14 protein-coding genes and 2 pseudogenes are annotated in these 17,176 nt (G+C 53.5%); 6 read left to right on the forward strand and 10 right to left on the reverse strand.

Features of this window, described 5'->3' with window-relative positions; all coding sequences use genetic code 11:
* Positions 1–2 precede the first annotated feature (2 nt).
* Positions 3–3,434 carry a site-specific DNA-methyltransferase gene (locus AC13C0_RS04245; protein ID WP_482953997.1) on the reverse strand — a complete coding sequence of 1,144 codons (3,432 nt, stop codon included), beginning with the start codon at positions 3,432–3,434 and terminating at the stop codon, positions 3–5.
* 412 nt (positions 3,435–3,846) lie between these two features.
* On the opposite strand from AC13C0_RS04245, the gene AC13C0_RS04250 reads away from it, so the two are divergent.
* Both AC13C0_RS04250 and AC13C0_RS04255 read left to right on the forward strand, forming a co-directional pair.
* On the forward strand, positions 3,847–4,470 hold the full coding sequence (locus tag AC13C0_RS04250) for a DUF6088 family protein (RefSeq protein WP_482953998.1): 624 nt from the start codon (positions 3,847–3,849) through the stop codon (positions 4,468–4,470).
* Entirely contained in the window at positions 4,467–5,537 is a 1,071-nt protein-coding gene (locus AC13C0_RS04255) for a nucleotidyl transferase AbiEii/AbiGii toxin family protein (protein ID WP_482953999.1), read from the forward strand. The genes AC13C0_RS04250 and AC13C0_RS04255 overlap by 4 nt, the downstream gene beginning before the upstream one ends.
* Before the next feature lie 64 nt (positions 5,538–5,601).
* Here the strand turns inward: AC13C0_RS04255 and AC13C0_RS04260 are convergent, their stop codons facing one another.
* The 9 genes and pseudogenes from AC13C0_RS04260 to AC13C0_RS04300 form a co-directional block, all read right to left on the reverse strand.
* A complete protein-coding gene (locus AC13C0_RS04260) occupies positions 5,602–6,405 on the reverse strand; it encodes an LEM-3-like GIY-YIG domain-containing protein (RefSeq protein WP_482954000.1) in 804 nt (267 codons plus the stop codon).
* Positions 6,406–6,548: 143 nt separating this feature from the next.
* Positions 6,549–6,923 (reverse strand): Rap1a/Tai family immunity protein, encoded by a 375-nt coding sequence (locus AC13C0_RS04265; RefSeq protein WP_482954001.1) that lies wholly within the window; start codon positions 6,921–6,923, stop codon positions 6,549–6,551.
* Positions 6,924–6,985: 62 nt separating this feature from the next.
* Entirely contained in the window at positions 6,986–7,666 is a 681-nt protein-coding gene (locus AC13C0_RS04270) for a hypothetical protein (RefSeq protein WP_482954002.1), read from the reverse strand.
* Positions 7,667–7,841: 175 nt separating this feature from the next.
* Complete coding sequence (locus tag AC13C0_RS04275) at positions 7,842–8,186, reverse strand: hypothetical protein (protein WP_482954003.1); 345 nt, start codon at positions 8,184–8,186, stop codon at positions 7,842–7,844.
* Positions 8,187–8,578: 392 nt separating this feature from the next.
* Positions 8,579–9,181 (reverse strand): PIN domain-containing protein, encoded by a 603-nt coding sequence (locus AC13C0_RS04280; RefSeq protein ID WP_482954004.1) that lies wholly within the window; start codon positions 9,179–9,181, stop codon positions 8,579–8,581.
* Positions 9,182–9,496: 315 nt separating this feature from the next.
* Positions 9,497–9,649: pseudogene (locus AC13C0_RS04285) on the reverse strand (recombination directionality factor); the annotation flags it as partial.
* Positions 9,650–9,817: 168 nt separating this feature from the next.
* Positions 9,818–10,448: pseudogene (locus AC13C0_RS04290) on the reverse strand (hypothetical protein).
* Positions 10,449–10,795: 347 nt separating this feature from the next.
* Positions 10,796–12,112 carry a sensor histidine kinase gene (locus AC13C0_RS04295; RefSeq protein ID WP_482954005.1) on the reverse strand — a complete coding sequence of 439 codons (1,317 nt, stop codon included), beginning with the start codon at positions 12,110–12,112 and terminating at the stop codon, positions 10,796–10,798.
* Positions 12,109–12,795: a response regulator gene (locus AC13C0_RS04300; RefSeq protein WP_482954006.1), complete on the reverse strand. Its 687-nt coding sequence runs from the start codon at positions 12,793–12,795 to the stop codon at positions 12,109–12,111. Before AC13C0_RS04300 ends, AC13C0_RS04295 begins: the two co-directional genes overlap by 4 nt.
* A gap of 159 nt (positions 12,796–12,954) precedes the next feature.
* Here AC13C0_RS04300 and dsbD point away from each other — a divergent pair, with 159 nt between their 5' ends.
* The 4 genes from dsbD (at position 12,955) to AC13C0_RS04320 (ending at position 16,633) form a co-directional block, all read left to right on the forward strand.
* A complete protein-coding gene (gene dsbD, locus AC13C0_RS04305) occupies positions 12,955–14,739 on the forward strand; it encodes a protein-disulfide reductase DsbD (RefSeq protein WP_482954007.1) in 1,785 nt (594 codons plus the stop codon).
* Between the two features lie 10 nt (positions 14,740–14,749).
* Positions 14,750–15,556, forward strand: coding sequence for a redoxin family protein (locus tag AC13C0_RS04310; protein WP_482954008.1), 807 nt, complete (start codon positions 14,750–14,752; stop codon positions 15,554–15,556).
* Between the two features lie 25 nt (positions 15,557–15,581).
* Positions 15,582–16,367 (forward strand): thiol:disulfide interchange protein DsbG, encoded by a 786-nt coding sequence (dsbG, locus tag AC13C0_RS04315; protein ID WP_482954009.1) that lies wholly within the window; start codon positions 15,582–15,584, stop codon positions 16,365–16,367.
* A 119-nt stretch (positions 16,368–16,486) separates the two neighbouring features.
* Positions 16,487–16,633 carry a 4Fe-4S dicluster domain-containing protein gene (locus tag AC13C0_RS04320; RefSeq protein WP_482954010.1) on the forward strand — a complete coding sequence of 49 codons (147 nt, stop codon included), beginning with the start codon at positions 16,487–16,489 and terminating at the stop codon, positions 16,631–16,633.
* Positions 16,634–17,176: the final 543 nt, after the last annotated feature.

Here is a 17,176-nt window from a genome sequence, read left to right on the forward strand (position 1 = left end):
CCTCAATTCAGCCTGATGACTTTCAACGACTCGATACCCCGGTCATCCACGATCTTAACCGCTATGCAGCGATTGTCGCCTGGCTCGAATGGAATTGACTTGGTACCGTGAAATTTGTCCATGAGCTCTTCATTGAGCTCGGCTCGGATATCCTTCTTAAGTCGGTACCATCCATCTTTCTTGCCTGCCATGGGGAAGAATATCTGGCGAGCGTACAATGATCGGTTATCGTAATCGGTATCAAGCTGCCACATAGCAATATTTTTCTTGCCGCCGGATTTCAGCTCTCCTGTCTTGGTATCGAAATAATCAAATCCGTGCACTTCGACCTGGAGTTTGCCTTCCTTCAGCTCATGTACCTCAACGTCGGGCTGCCCCATTAGCCAGAATGACTGATTGCTGGCCCGACCTTTTTTGAGATCTTCGGTGAGCAAATCCGTGTTCATGTGCACTTTCAGTGCCTGGACACCCTTTATGTTGTCGATATCCTTTGCTGCCTCAGGATCAAAGTTGAAAGCACAGAAAACGAGCATTTTGGGTAGCGGAAATAGATCACCGGCCTCCCTCATAGCAATCTCAACCTGGCGTTGCTCAAGTGCAGCGTGTTCCGGGCCAAAGCTGACTGCCACACGGTCGCCATTTTCCGCTAAGGTGCCAACAGCGTGAATGTAATGAGCACCCGGAAGTGTTTCGAGATCCTGAAGCTTGATTTGCTGCCCGCCTTTACCGCGAATACCTGCTTTCAATAACTCTTCTTGCCATTGTCCCTGGCGTGAGGTTGCTCCGGAACGGGCAACCGCCACATCGGCTTCCTTAGGCTGCTCAGCCTCATCCAGACCAAGTACCGTGGCGAATGGAACAGCCTCTACGGTGAAAGGACCAGTAATGCGAACTTTGTCGCGGCTGACCTCAGGTTGGTCATAGAAAACCTCCTGGCTGGCATGGTTTGCAATACTCTCATCGATACGCTGCTGCATTGTCATGCGGGTCTGATGAAAAGCTTCGAAGTGTTTTTGGGCTGCCTTCGGCCAGTCTGGAGGGAAATCGAACGGGACCTCCCACTCTAAAAGCTCGTTTACTTGAACAGATTCACCGGAAGGAAGCTTGACCATTTCGCCATCCCCTCGCGAAAAATCAACTTTGTCGCCCTTACGCCCCCCTTCGGTAACAGTTACAACAAGCGAATGCCCCTTGAGCGATTTGTTCAAGTTCGACAATTCATCCTCAATCGCTGGTTGATGTCTTTCGTATATCTCGTCGATCTCAGGGTTGTTAGCGATTGACTTGAGGGTAATGTGAGGCGCCGTCTTATAAATGAAGCCACCCCGAAGGCCTTCCTGGGGGTATTTCAATTCGAAATAATCGTAGCTCGCGGTCATCAAGCGTTGTTTGCTCAGTGCAACGGCGACACGGGATGTGTCGCAAGTGATCCAACGTCGCCCCCACTTTTCAGCGACCGAAGCAGTGGTGCCGGAACCACAGGTAGGGTCCAACACCAAATCGCCCGGATCGGTGGTCATAAGCATGCAACGTTCGACAATCTTGTTGCTTGTCTGAACGACATAAACCTTCGGGTCCGTCCTATCTTGCACTGCTCCGGCCACGTCAAACCAAGCATTTGTCACTGGCTTAAGTATGAAGTCCTCAAAAAAGCGGATATATCGGATCTTGTTCTTCGGAGTAACTTGAAATCGATATGACCTTGCCAGCCGTCGCATTCCGTCCGGAAGAGGCGCTTTCCAGTGGTTCGCTGTGCCAGGGTGGAACTTTAGACCTCTATATTGAAAATAGTCGGTTGAGGCTCCAGCCCCCTGAGAAGTGGGATTATCATCTGTAAACTGCTTGATCAAGTTGGCGGCCTTTTCAGGTTCCGCTTTTTCCGAACTCTTCATTGGACGACGGCGCCCCAATTTCTCCTGGGCCTGGTCATAATCATTCTGTGCTGCCTCTGCTCGATCCTTCTGAGTATAAGGCTGACGGAACTTGAGGTTTTTTATCTCTCTGGCGTACCAGAGTATGTAATCCCCTGTTCGGCTGAGAGCGGTAGAAGAAAATCCTCCCGTTGTGGAATACGTGATGATAGAGACAAAATTCTCTTCTCCGAAAATCTCATCTAAAAGGCATCTAACCCTGTGGATATTCTCATCCGATATCTGAATGAAAATGGAGCCGCTATCACTGAGAAGGTCTTTAGCCAGCAACAAACGATCTCTCAGGTAAGTCAGATAGGAATGAATACCGAGTTCCCAAGTATCCCGGAAAGCTTTAATCATCTCCGGCTCTTGAGTGAGGTCTTCATCCTTCCGATCCTTCACATCTCGATTGTTGGTAAATGGTTGGAAATTGGAGCCGTATTTTATCCCGTAGGGCGGGTCGATATAGATCATCTGCACTTGCCCTGCCATCCCCTCCTTTTGAACCAAGGAGTTCATAACCAGCAAAGAATCACCCGCAATCATGCGGTTGGCCCAGTCGCGCTCATGCTTGTAGAAATCTATGGCATCCCTAAGCGGCAAATTTTCAAATGGTGCATGAAAAAGATCAGGCTGTAGGGCCGGAGACGACTTACCTTTAGCATCCTTGATCCGTTTCTGAACAGTGGCAAGAATTGTCGCCGGATCGATACGCTCGTGTACATGAAGCGATACAGTATCCACCTCAAAACTGGTGCGTTCAGCTTTGCCGGTCCAGTTCAGATAAGGAGCCTGCATCCGTTTGAGCTCAGCAAGATCACCCCGCTCGCGCTCCAGAAATTCTTTGTCCGCCACCTTCTTTTTAAGGTTAGCGACAACCTCCCGAACGGCCTGCTCGTTGTCCGCCGCCAAAGCATGGTCCAACCAAGTCAGTAGATCATCTTTCGCCTGCTTTGCTTCCACCTCTCTGGCTTGCAGAGCATCTTCAATCAGGTCTTCAACGCGGGATCTAGCTGGATCGAACTGCAACTCTGGCGAGAGGTGAGGGTCGTATTGCCAGGTTGTTTTCTGCTCGACGCCGTCGGAGTGAGTATCGACCATCCCCACGTGAGGATTATTCTTCCGCTTCTCATCGTACCGGTACGACAGCACTTGGCTGTGCTCACCTCTTTTCTTACCGGGTTGGCGATTAGTTTGAGGCCGAGCAGGTTTTTGTTTCTCGCCAAAGGTAAGATCTTCCTGGGACGGAGCTACCTGCGCCTGCAACTCAAATCCAGCAGGAGCTGACTGTTCAGCGGCGCTCGCCTGGTTAAGATACGTTGCACCTCCACGACCACGCCCCTTGCCGACGACTCCTTCCGTCAACAGGCTTTGTCTAGCTGCATCAAATTCCTCATCAGAAATTTCCAACTGATGCTGAGTGCGTAACTGCTCTTTGAGGCTGAGATTTCCGACAGTAGAGCCATCTTTTGGTAACAAAGACAGCAGCAGGGATTTGATCTGCTCGATGTTGGTGCTCATGGGATGCTCGCTACGAATTTAGTGGTTCCGTCCTGCCTCTAGCCCTCGCGGAAAGGCACGGGCTTGGCAAGCAGCTACTGACGGAGAGTGCCGCCATGCTGCCAGCCGGTTTCAGACCGAGTATTGCGGGTAAAAGTAGCAGAAAGAGCCCTCCGTATCAGGTGTTTAACCCATTTACCCAGAGAGCAGCTATTTTAAAAGCTGTTCCCACGACCAAACTGGGGGCCTCACAGGCAAAACTGCACAGCTGAAATAGAACATTAAGTGAACAATCAGAAGAACCCTTACTCAACTCCAGCCTTTCTTTTTTCACCATAGTAAATTATACGGTCCTGACATTGGGGCGCTTGCGCCGACTATCACTAAAGGGCTAGACTAAATCCACTATGTTATCGATATGTCAGGTTAAGCCATGTCTACCTCAGAAAAAATAACCCGTCGATTGCGGCACATGAGGCGGGGCGTCCCGTTTTCCATTAGTCAGTTCCATGAGCTGGGCTCGAGTGCGTCTGTGCAAAAAACACTAAGCAGGCTCGCTCAAGAAGGCGTCGTCGAGCGCGTAGCCAAAGGTATGTATGTTCGCCCAAAACCCCTGGCTAGCATGCCATCCATCAAAATCACGGCTAGCGCAGAACAGGTCGCTAAAAAATGGGCACAAGAACATGGTTACACGCTGGTGAGGCAAGGTGTTGAGTCCGCTTATCGACTCGGCCTGCAAACACAAGCCCCCGTCAAAACGGTGTTTTGGAGTAACGGGGCCAGCAGAACGTTTTCAGTTGGCAACGAAGTTGTTGAGGTGCGGCACGTCGCGGAGTCAAAGCTACGATGGAAATCACGCCCGGAAGGTGAATTACTGCGAAGCTTAACCGTCACCCCAGCCAATTCCGTTAAGCTCAGCGGACTGAAAAAAGCCCTTTCCAGGCTGAAGCTTTCCGAGTCAGAAAGCCGAACGGCTATCAGAAGGCTCAAGTCGACACATCTGCCTGAAGGGTGGCACGCCAAATTAGAGCAGTTCGAAAAGGAAATGATGGCTTGACGGATATTTTCGATCTTTATCGCGATCCCAAAAAGCATGACGAGCTGAAAGCGATCCTGGACCTTGGCGCCCAAAAACATCCCGCTGGCCTGGCCCAGAATTTCCTTGAGAAGGATATCTGGGTAGCGGAGGTCCTTCGTCTGCTCTACAACGAGAACCTGCTTGGCGCTTACTCAACCGCCTTCAAGGGCGGTACCGCCCTGAGCAAGTGCTGGAGAGCCATTGAACGCTTCTCGGAAGACATTGACCTCTCCATTCACTGGAGTGATCTTGCCGGTGAACCTGATGAGATCGCAGCGTGGGAGCAATCCACTCAGAGCAACAGCCAGAAAAAGAAATTCCGCGACCGACAGACGAAGCTGCTAACCGAATGGTCTGCAAACCTGGTTGATCGTCTCAACGAAAGACTGGCCGAGTATGACATTGAGGGGCTACGGGCGGAGTTGGAACCTAACTCGAAAGGGGAAAAGGTAAACGTTCATTTTCCGAGACTGAGCAGCTATGACAGCAACTACCAGCTCGACTACATCCTGCTGGAATTCGGTGGCCGAAACCGGGGCCGACCAACCGTAAGCCATGATGTCGGATGCTATCTTGCAGAACTGGAAGAGCTTCAGGCCATCGCGTTTCCTCAAGCAACGGTTGCCGCATATCACCCAGGGTATGTTCTTTGGGAAAAGCTTACCGCACTGCACCAATTTTCGACTCAGGAGAAAGACCCGGACCCTCATCGACTGGCGCGGCACTGGTACGACGTGGACCGCCTCCTTCAGCAAGATGATTTCATTGGCCCCCTCGAGGCCATGGACGCAATGGCCGACGTAGTGGCTATGAAGAGCCAGCGGTGGGCGCAAAAAGGCGTGAGTTTTGAGGCGGTGCTAGAGGGTAAAATGGTTCTCATACCGGAAGATGATCGACTTGAACAGATTGCAGCCGATCACACGGCGGCAATTGAAGGCAGGATGTTTTTTGGCGTCCCGGACGACTTCGGGACCATCATCTCTAGGCTTCGGGAAGCTCAGGATAAGATAAATGCCGGAATTACTCCTGAGAACCCACACGAATAAAGCCGAGCCAAGTTACAAATGTAGATTGCCGTGCCGAACCCTGAGCCGACCGCAAACGTTGCGTTTAAATCAACAGCTCCTGGAAATCCACTGAGAACTCCTCTTCCAAACAGGCAACGGTCAGAGGCTGCGCATCCAATGAAGCCCGAACCAGCTGCGACGTAAAGAGTCCGCTTCGCGCCTTCCAGTAGGCGTCAGACCGTTTTCTTATCGAAATCCAATCAACCAGACACGCATATTCCGACTTGTCCGGATCATCACTGTTTTCAGCAATCTGGGGACACTTCAACTCCTGCTGCAGGAGGGGCCTGCCGTCAACATAGACCTCTCGAACTGGCTTTGCCTTCTGTGTTATCCGGCCGATTCCCACAAAACCATGCCTCTTCAGATAAGCAGCGAAAATGTCTCCCTTCTCGAAACCCAGCATTGCGTCACGAAACCGAGAAGCCTGCCCTCCGGAAATGAAGCCAAATCTCAAATAGTCATCCCAATTCCGATGAGTTCCCTCGCCGACATTGTAGTAATAGAGCCCGTTCTGGAAATCAAACCCGGACAGCTTTTTGTGCAAGGCATCGTGTGGCCGGAAGTTACTGGCGTAGTGCCCGGAGGAAATATTGGTGAGATGCTTTCCCAGTTTCCATAGGAGCGTTTTTTCAACCAGAAGCGCGTCGTGCTCAGACAGATTTCGAGCGATAACGCGAACAACCGGCTCCAGCCCCTCTTTCCTAATAGCTTTTATTCGTCTCGACTTTTCCGTATCTGAGGTCTCACCCAGGTGCGCGTTTTTCCGGGAACCTTTACCCTTTCCGTAGTAAAACTCTTCGAAATTCCGAGGGTCGATGTAGACGTAAACGTAGTAATCGTTCATAAACTGAAAAGTCCAGCGATTTCATCTTGGGTTTTGCGTTTCCACCTGACCTGCATCTTCGCCGGAATTCCAAGTCCCGATTGTCGAAGAGCACCTGAAATAGGACACGATTGGAGGGATTCACACAGGTATTGCACCGAAGCTTATTTACAAGGAAACGCCTCTCTAAAGGCCTGAACTGCAAGCTCAACTTCGTGTTGACCCAGTTTTTGAGGGTTGTCTTTCAAGTATTTCAAAACGATCTTTGCAGCCTCACCATTAGTGACGCCCTGCTCAGGGGTACAAAATAAAGCGCCATCGCCCAACAAAGCCTCATAAATCTTATTCAGGTTAGTCAGCCCCTGCATCATTCCCGTACAAGTACCGAGCGAGAGTCCATACTCAAAATTTAATGTCGCGTCCTCGCTAGGCACCTCCAGCACACTGCAATCGTTGAGTAAGTCGTTGCCATCAGCGAACGCAGCACCACTAAAAGCAATTGAGAACCAAGCGGTCAACACTACGGATAAAATTTTCATTATTTCCCTTATATTTTGATCCTAAGACACTTCAAACCCAGCTTTTCTCGGAACAAAAGAGCCTAGTTGGTCCTGACGAATTTACGTTTTACCCAGGTATATTCTCGAAAAAGGCCCTGTGATCCGAATGGTAACTCGATGGTGTCATGTCCAAGATATGCCTTTTGTTGGCCCGAAAATGAACCGATCAACTCCCAATTCTCTGCACGGGCGGCATTACTAGAAGACTGAGGCGCATGATATTTAACAACATTCACAGCCATGTCGAGCAAGCCATTTCCAACAGCAACAACGATTTCAGGCACATCGTCGCTGTCGAAATCATGTTCCGCAATTTGGACGTAGTAGCCCTGATTAAGCTCGCCCCACTTGTTGAAGCCCTCGAAACTGTCACTGAACTTCAGCGGCAAATTAACGGCAGACCCAGGGAACTTGGCTAGGAACCTAGTTCCATTTGGGGTGTTCCGCCCAACCCTCAGGAACTCTGGTCTGACAGCTGTCTGGTAGTTGAGTTGGAGAGTAGTGTCATCGAAAGACGTTTTCCCCCAGGTCTTTGAGTTCGATAACGGTCGCACTGTCCCGCCTGCATCAACAAGACGGAGGAGGTTGCCTTCTTGTGCAGAAGCAAGGTCTGCTGACCCAGAGGAGACAGCGGATTGATTTTCTTCATGCTGTGAACCTAGCAGGTACCCTCCGCCCCCAACCGCTAAGACGGAAACCATCATGACTATCTCTTTCTTCATCGTCTTTCCTTTTTACGAATACAGCTTGGCACAGACCTAAAAAAGCCTACAGAAGCCCAAACAGTGACATCTTTTGAAGTCAGCCATTACAGCACTTAATCCCCAGACGGGAAGGCGGCCGCACCAAAATTAAGATAGCGAATGTGGTGTAGATTGCGGCTATTGGGGTTTCAACTTAAGTCATTGAATATACAACAAAGGCAAGGGCAATATTAACGAATATGGTGACTACGCTAAGAAGGTAGTTCAAACCTGGAATTTGAAGAAATCCGGAGAGCACTGCCCCTCCAATCGAAGCAAGCACGAAGAAGAGTCCGTCGAGAAATCCGTTCCCATAATCAGAGCCAATAAAATACGCAGCGGGCAAAATACAAAACCATCCGCCGAAAGCACCAAGTGACGACAACATACTCATCGCGGGATTCGCATAATCTGCGCCAACGAATCTCTTTGCCTGTTTTTCAACCAGAGCATTCGTTCCGACGAAGTACCCCATCACTACTGCGATCAAGTACAGCAAACATTATCTCCTGTTCAATTGTTTTTTGATTTAGAGGCTATTGCCAGCAGCTGCGGCTTTAGGCGCGTACCGGCAAAAGGCATTCGAAAGACGCGCTTTGTTAACGACTACTGGGCTGGGCAGGTATTGGTGCAAACAACGTATGACTCCCTGCATGCTCGCAATGTTTCGGTTTTGAAGCCAACCTGGTTGCCCTGAGAAACGCACGTCGAATAACTCATTGCGCACTCCCTGATACAGCTTGGCTCCTTGCCGCTCACATCTACGTCTTTGATGCTGTATGCGCACCCGTAAAGGGTAAAGATCAACCCCACCATAACAGCCACTTTCAACATTAATAACACCACTTCGTTCAAAATTTAGCGCAGCTCTATAAAGCCACGGAGCAGCCGTTAAGGCTTGCCGGGTAACTGGTAACTGACCTTGGAACCATTCGTAATGACGATCTTCTGGCGAATGAGCTCATCAATAATCTTCGCCAACTCCTCTTCTTCGAGCCTCTTCATGAATAGGGAGTTCACTGAATTAGATAGCGTTTTAACGGCCCTTGGCTTGGCCGATCCTCGGGCTTTAAGAAATTCAACGATGGCATCAATACGCTCTGCCATAGATTTGGAGTTTGCGATCTTGAGAAGTGGGATTTCGGAGATATCCTTTTCTCGCTGAGCGTAGATTTTCCTGGTTTTCAGGTGTTTGATCAGCGGATCAAAGCCGGTGTCCTTTGAAATGACATGGAAGTAGCAATCGGGATCTTTTGCCGCGATGTTCCCAATGTAGAACGCGATATGGAAGTCCAGAGCATTCGGCCCATTGCCCTCAATTTTTACGTATTCGGCATCAGGGCCTAGAGATTGCATTGCACAAGCGAGATCGAACGAAATCTTCACCTGCTTAGAGCCCACGAAAACAAGGACTTTAAAGCCATGGCCCTTTAGCAGCTCGAGGTTTTTCGGCTGCACATTTTCGAAGTCGATCAGTACATAGTTAGTTTTCAAGGCTACTTCTCCGCTTCCTTGCTGATGGCTTGAACAAGAGTCAGCCAGAACTCCAACACGTTGCAACTCCGTTTAATTAATCAGCAGGTTAGACCAAACCATAGTTCGTTACCATGTGGTCTGACTAGGACCCTGCCTCTCACCCCAGCAGCATCCCTCCGCAACCAAAAATAAACATGCAGCACGCGAGACGAGTGGCCCATGCAGGACCACTCGTTTAATGTCATCGGGATGCTGACGTCGCAGGTTCGAGGCCCCTTTGCAGCTTTGATACGACAGAGGAACCGTCCGCTGGCCCCTTGTCTGCATCTTTAAAATCGGCGTCTGATGGCTCTGCGTCGTGCTCTTCCCCCTCACCTTCAATTCCAGCGGCATGTACGCCAGCAGAGCACCAGAGAATGCCTGGTAGCAGCTCAGCCTGGCAGCAAGCGTACGGATACTGTTGTAGCCGGAAGGTCGCAAAGCGAACATTCAGACGCACCTGATTGCAACCATGTTCCTAGCCTCCCACGGCGGTGGGTACAAGCTTGGGAGCTACACCGGTGGATGAGTAGCCAAGCACCATTAACTGCTCAAGAGAGATCCGGCCCTGTGAGCGCACGGGACAGGATGTCGTTACATGTATCTGATAGTTAATCACAACATCTTCTTCAACTGCCCGTAGTCTCCTCCGGTACGAAGTACCAGAGTGATATCGTTGTCGTCTCGATTGCGAAAGAACCAGCCGTGATTGCCAGTAAAGGCAGCCTCCAGCTCGCCTTCGTCTTCCGGCACCCCCCGGCCCTTTTCATAGGAAATTGACTGCCCGCCTCCATCACAATGGGTATCGAAGTTGATCGGACCACCTTCTGGCACCCAGGAGAACCGGGCTGTAGCACCTTCCTCCATGGTGAGTTTGAATTCGGTGCCTTCTCCGGGTGTGAGAACCACGCGCACTTCATCCTGCCACTGCGGTTCCGCAAATTCTGATTCAGGCGCAGGCTCTGACTCGGCAGACGCAACCTCTGCTTTAGTTGAGGGGGCCGGCTCCTCAACGGATGCAGCCACGACAGGTTCTTTGACCTCCGGGGCTGCCTGATCAACCGAGGTTTGCACCGCAACCATCTGAGCAGCCTCGTCAGCCGCTGCTTCAGCGAGCTGTTCCTTGATCTCGCAGGCCCAAAAGGCGACCTGCGCCGGTTGGGTCCAGGGCGTATTCGGCGGGCATGACCACGGTTGCCAGCAGAACCAGCGCGACGATAGCGGCAATGATAGTGGATCGAATCAGCTTGGTAGTGCTGGGAAGTTATTCCCTGTTGGATTGAAGACGATTACATCAAGGCGCTGTTCTTGAGCACGGTAATCGGTTTTATCGTATCGCCTATGCTGGTAGTCTCCGTTGCTTTTCCATTGGCATCTGGGCCATGGCACTTTTAACGTAACCATGGAGAAGAAACTCCGGTATCTCAACCAGGCCGGATCCAGCGCCCAACCAGCAGCAAGGCGGCTTCGGCCTTTGGCTTGTACTTGTGAGGCCATGCAGGCAACACCGCCGTCTGGTAATGGAGGGTGTAAACATCCCCAAAACAGAGCCGTATTCGTGAGCTCGAGGCGCGCTACATATAGTACAGTGGTTCAAGTTGCTGCGGTTTTGGAGGCTAGTGGCAATCGCAACAGCCAGTCCATCCCGCCAACCTGATTATAACTGGACAAAAGGGAGCCGCCGCACTGGCTCACGATCATGTCGACAATTGCCAGCCCTAGTCCGTGACTCTCCAGCTTGGAGCGGCCAATTCCGGATTTGCGCCGTGCGAACTCGTCTACGCCTGTATCGTGGACTAATATCTTCACCGTTGGTGCAATGGTACCGTGTTCGTCCGCTGAGCAGTCAAGTACCAGTTCACACGCTGAGGCTGAATGCTTCAATGCGTTATCGACCAGATTGCGAAGCACCACAACTGCCAGTGCCTGGGGTAATGCGATCCGTCCATCCGGGCAGCGGTTCTCAACCCTAAGTCGCTCCTGATCCGGCAAATCCTCCAGTAAAACATCGACTACATCGGCCGCCCGGCATGTTCCTTCAGAGGCGCCCCACTGGCGTTCCATGCGCGACAGCAACAGGAGTTGCTCGGTCACTGTCTGTAGTCGCGCCACACCTTTTTCCGCATTGTTCAGCGCCTGTTGCTGGCGTTCACCGGTTACTCGGCTGGCCACCTGCAGATGCGTTTTGATGCCGGTCAGGGGCGTGCGAAATTCGTGGGCGGCATTGTTAGCAAAACGTTGTTCCCAGAGCACGGCACTCTCCACACGCCGGAAAAGACCGTTCAGTGTGTCCACAACCGGAGTCAGTTCGGCTGGGGCGTCATCGACCCGGACCGGATTGAGATTCTCGGGGGTGCGCCGGCGCAACTGATCCTGCAGGGCCTGCAACGGTCTGAGCCCTCCGCGCACGCCCCACCAGAGCACTGCCAATCCGCCAGTCAAGGCCAGGGTGAACGGGACCACCATCACCAGAATGATGCTGTTTGCCAGCGATTCCCGCTCAGACATCCGGTCGGCAGTGGTAATGAACGTACCATTCTGCTTAAGCGTATAGAGTCGCCACTGCTGATCATTTATGTTGCGGGTACTGAAGCCGGGGCCCGCATCCTGCAGCAATTGACCCTGCACGCCTTTCGTCTGCAACAGTACCTCTCCGCTAGCCGCCTGGATCTGGCAGGCAACGCCTTCTGCCTCTGGCGACACCAGGAGCGGGTTGTTTTGGGAGGAAAGCAGCATCTCCGGTTGCCGGGTGATGAGGCCCGCCACCATCGTGGCCGAGGCTGCAAGACGCTGATCCAGTGTTTGCGATACCTGCTTGTCGAGGTGCAGGTACATTAGCATCGCTACTGATAGCCAAAGCATAAGGAACGCACTGCCGAGGGACCAGAGTAGGCGGCGCTGAAGGCTCATGATGTGATTTCCTTCGGCTGAGCAGGTGGCGGCCCCAGCCGGTAGCCAAGGCCGCGCTCGGTAATCACCACATCACGGTAGAGTTTTCGTCGCAGATGGTGGATGTGGACATTCAGGGCGTTGCTCTCGACACTTGTGTCCATGCCGTAGAGACCATCTTTGAGCTGCTCTTCCGACAACACTGCCCCACGGGAATTAATGAGTTTGCCCAGCAACGCCAGTTCACGGCGTGACAGCAATACGGGCACTCCCCCGAGCAGCACTTTGCCAGAATCGGGGTAGACCTGAAGCTCGCCATGGCAAATCTCTGACACCGCTCGCCCCGCCGCACGACGCACCAACGCGTTGAGGCGCGCAGCCAGCTCGTCCAGCTCAAAGGGCTTGAGCACGTAATCGTCTGCGCCCGCTTTCAATCCATGTACCCGGTCTTCGACCGCATCCCGGGCGGTCAGAATCAGAATCGGTGTGGTCACTCCCTGCTGGCGCCAGGCTGACAAAAGCCCCATGCCGTCGCCATCCGGAAGACCCAGATCCAGAATCACCACATCACACTCAAACTGTGCCAGGACGGCCCGGGCTTCCCGGGCAGTGCGAACCCGGTCGACGGTGCAATGATGTAGCTCCAGACCGGCCTCAAGACCGGAGGCTACCAGATCGTCGTCTTCTACCAGTAGTGCGTGCAAGGTGTCTACTTTCCTCCGTTTCGACTCCGGCGTTCGTTAATGCTGACTTAATCCAGCCACCACAGACTACTGCACTAGGATCACACGATTCATCACCTGAACAAAGGGGAGTAGTGCGTGCGAGCAATTCGACTCTGGACACCGATCTTATCCGTTCTCATGGCTTTAGCAACCAGCTGGCCGGCAGCCGGTCAGTCACTCTTGGGCGGCGGCGATGACTTCCTGCCGCCACAGGAAGCCTTCAAGTACCAGCTTGAGCAGAATGGGGATGGCACGCTGACCCTGCTCTGGGAGATCGCGCCGGAATACTACCTTTACCGCAAACGCCTGACAATTGAAGGCGCCGACGGCAACCTTGAAGACATCCGTTATCCCACGGGCACTGTTATTCGCGACGAATTCTTCGGCGAGTCGGAGGTGTTCTACAATCGGGCCGAGATCCTGATCAATTCCGGCGACGCCAGCGCACTCAGTCTTACCTGGCAGGGCTGTGCCGATGCCGGTCTTTGTTATCCGCCGCAATCGGCCGTCGTGGATTTCAACGGTAGCCCGATAGAGAACCCGGGCATGGGCCCTGCGCCATCAGCCGAGGGTGCACCGGAGCCGGGCAGCGCCGCGCCGGCCAGTGACGAACTGGCCGGTGATCAGTCGCTGACCCGGCAACTGGCCACCAGTAGTCTGGTCTGGAATCTGGCGGTGTTCTTCGGACTGGGGCTGCTGCTGGTGTTCACCCCGTGTGTGCTGCCGATGATTCCGATATTGTCCACTGTGATCGTAGGCCAACACGCGAGCCAAGGCAGGGCCTTTGTGCTGTCAAGTGTCTACGTGATTGCCATGGCGGTTACCTACTCAATGCTCGGGGTCGCCGCAGCGCTAGCCGGCGCCAACCTTCAAGCAATACTTCAGGCACCGGTGTTTATTGTCTCCATCGCGGTGGTGTTCGTGATGCTCGCGCTATCGATGTTTGGCCTTTATGAACTGCAACTGCCGGCTTTTCTGCGCGACCATCTGGCCCGGGCCAACAACCGTCAGGAGGGTGGCAGTCTGGCCAGTGCCGGAGTCATGGGTGTGGTTGCCGCGCTGATGGCCAGCCCGTGCATGACCGCTCCGCTCGCCGGCGCGTTGATCTACATTGCGGACACAGGCGATGCCGCGCTTGGCGGCTTGGCTCTGTTGTCGCTGGGTCTGGGCATGGGCACTCCGTTGATAACCTTGGCGACCATTGGTTCCGGGTTACTGCCCAAACCGGGTGGATGGATGAATGGGGTCAAGGCGGTGTTTGGCTTCATTCTGCTTGGCACCACTGTGTACTTCCTCGAACGTATTCTGGATGAGGCTCTGGTCCTGGCGCTTTGGGGTGCGTTAACTATCGCCCTGGGCCTTTCGCTATGGCACATCCCCCGCGCTGCATATGGAACCGTACCGCTGCGTACACTAGCCGCCAGTGCTGGGGCGATAGTCACGTTCTGGGGCGCCTTGATGATGGTCGGCGCGGCGGCTGGTGGCAGCCAGCCCTGGCAACCGCTGAATGGGGTGGTTGCCGAAGGTAACGCCAGCGCGGCCAGCAAAAAGCAGCATGCAGCCTTCGACGGTTTCAAATCGGTGGCCGATCTGGACCAGGCGCTTGCTGAGGCCGGCGCAAAGGGCCGATGGACGCTGGTCGACTTCTACGCTGACTGGTGTGTGTCATGCAAAGTCATCGAAGAAGAAGTGTTCGGTAATGCCGCAGTGATCACCGCACTGTCAGACATGCAACTGCTGCGCGCCGACGTGACCGCCAACGACACCCTGGATCAGGCGTTAATGAAGCACCTGCAAGTGGTTGGGCCGCCCACCATCCTTATCATCGGGCCGGATGGCCGGGAGTACCGGGCGCAACGCACCACCGGGGAAGTATCTGCCAACGTATTCCTGGACCGCCTGGTCCAGGCACGCGAATCCTGAAGGAAATTCCATGTTAAGTGTTAACGTTGGACCACTCGCTTTGCCCTTGGGCCAGGCACTGCTGATTATTGCGTTTACCATCTCCTTGTTTGTGGGTGCGGCGGTCGGCCGCAAAAGTCGCATTCCCATCGCCGGACCGCTGTCGGACATCTTTTTAGCGGCGATGCTGGCGGCGCGCATCGGCTTTGTTATCCGCTATTTCGACCATTACCAGAGCGACCTTTTAGGGGTAATCGATATTCGGGACGGTGGCTTTGACATGATCACCGGGCTTGCCGGTGCACTCGTCATTCTCAGTTGGAAACTCTGGCGTCGCCCTTCGCTCCGCTGCCCGCTTGGCAGTGCGGTCGCCGCTGGCCTATTGACCTGGGGCACGGTTTCGCTGCTGATTATCCTGATGGAGAGCCAGTCCCGGGAGGTGCCGGACTCGCCCTTTGTGCAGTTGGATGGCAGATCGACCACACTGTCGCAAGTAGCTGATGGTAAACCCATGGTGGTGAACCTCTGGGCCAGTTGGTGCCCGCCTTGCATCCGTGAGATGCCGGTGCTGGAGCAAGCCCAAAAAGACAACCCTGATATAACCTTTGTCTTTGTTAACCAGGGCGAACAGCCCGAAACCATTGTGCATTTCTTAAACCAGCACAACCTGACCCTGAACAATGTGTTAACGGATACCCGCTCCAGCCTCGGTCGTACTACCGGCAGCCAAGCCTTGCCGACCAGCCTTTTCTACGATGCCCAAGGGCGGCAGGTGAACGCTCATCTGGGCGAGCTGTCTGCCGCCTCGCTGGCCCATAACCTTGAACGCTTTGATTGACACTAACCCGACTCGGAGACTGCTAATGAAAACTGTGAACGTCGTATTGAAACCCACCTTGCTGACCGTGACCCTCGTAACCGTCAGTCTGAGCCTGCCGGTATGGGCTCAAAGCTATCCGCCGGCAGTACAGCAGTTGATAGATCGCGGTGTATCGATCGATGGCGAATTTGATGCCCCCAGCGGCATGAAGGGCTATGTCGGTAACATGCAGGGACGTGCTGTGGCTTTTTACCTGACTGAAGACAAGGGCCACGTAATTGTCGGCCCCATGCTCGACGCCAAGGGCGAAAACCTAACCGAGTCAAAGATTCAGGAGCTGGTACTTGGGCCGCAGAACGAAAAAGCCTGGAGCCAATTGGAGGACGCTGACTGGGTACTTGATGGCAGTCCCGATGCTCCGGTGGTGGTATACACCTTCACCGACCCCAACTGCCCCTTTTGTCACCGGTTCCGGCAGGCCGCTGAGCCCTGGATTGATGCCGGCCGGGTACAACTGCGCCATATCATGGTGGGCATCCTGAAAGAGGACAGCTTGCCTAAGGCCGCTACTATCATAGGATCAGAAAACCCAAGTGCGGCGTTGGCTGAAAATCACGAAAGTTACAGCGACGGCGGCATTGCGGTGGACCGCCAGATCGTCAGCGCCAATGCCAAGCGAGTGCAAGCCAACAACCAGCTGATGTCTGGCCTCGGCCTGAGTGCCACACCCAGCACTTACTACCGTGACAGTGCCGGCGACGTGAAGATGAAGCAGGGTGCGCCCCGGCCCGGAGAAATGGAAAGCATCATGGGCAGCAAAAAGCCCTGAGCCGAGGACGGTGACAGCTGGAAGCGCTATGCCATGCTGATCGACCTGCGCCATTGCATTGGCTGCCAGGCCTGTACCATATCCTGCCACATCGAGAACTAAGCGCTCCCTGCGTACCGGTGTGCCCAGTACAGGCTACCTACCAGCGAGAGGACGGCCTCGTTGTAGTAAACAACGAGGCCTGTGTGGACTGTGCCTGCAGCGTGCAGGCCTGCCCGTATGACGCACGATTCATTAACGAGAAAACCCAGACCGCCATGGACTGAAAGCGCCGCGCGATAAATCACTGTTCAGGCTGGTTTCCAGTTGTCATCCCAGAATGCGACGCGAGAATAGGTCGAGTACGACCGCAAGAAAGACATTCTTCCGGCCCATCTTGATGTAGGTGACGGGCTGCCATAACGGCCTTCACTTCCGTTGAAGGTTCGCCGTATCTGAAGCAACAAATCAGCGTTCTCGGAAGCCCGTTTGCTGGGCTTTCGGTTGGCCCGGTGGCTCCATTCAACAGCTTCGACTTTGAGCTCGGCGGTGTATCGCTCCGTTTTCTTGCCGGTCTTGATCGCTGGCGTCGGTGTTCTCCTTTAATGGAGTTATCGATGCGTGTCTATTGAAGCGGGCAAGTGGATAACGAACGCCATTAGTATAAGCATCTAACCCTCTCGACTCACTAACCCGAATTATTCATAAAAAAAGGCGAACCTTGCTCAACCCATTGATATAATGGGAGTTACACCAATAACGCTTCGGAAGAAGCTAAACAAGGTTCGCCCATGTCCAATTCTATCCCAACTCAACTGCGCTTTCCTCCC

Source organism: Marinobacter sp. B-21 (assembly GCF_056857895.1).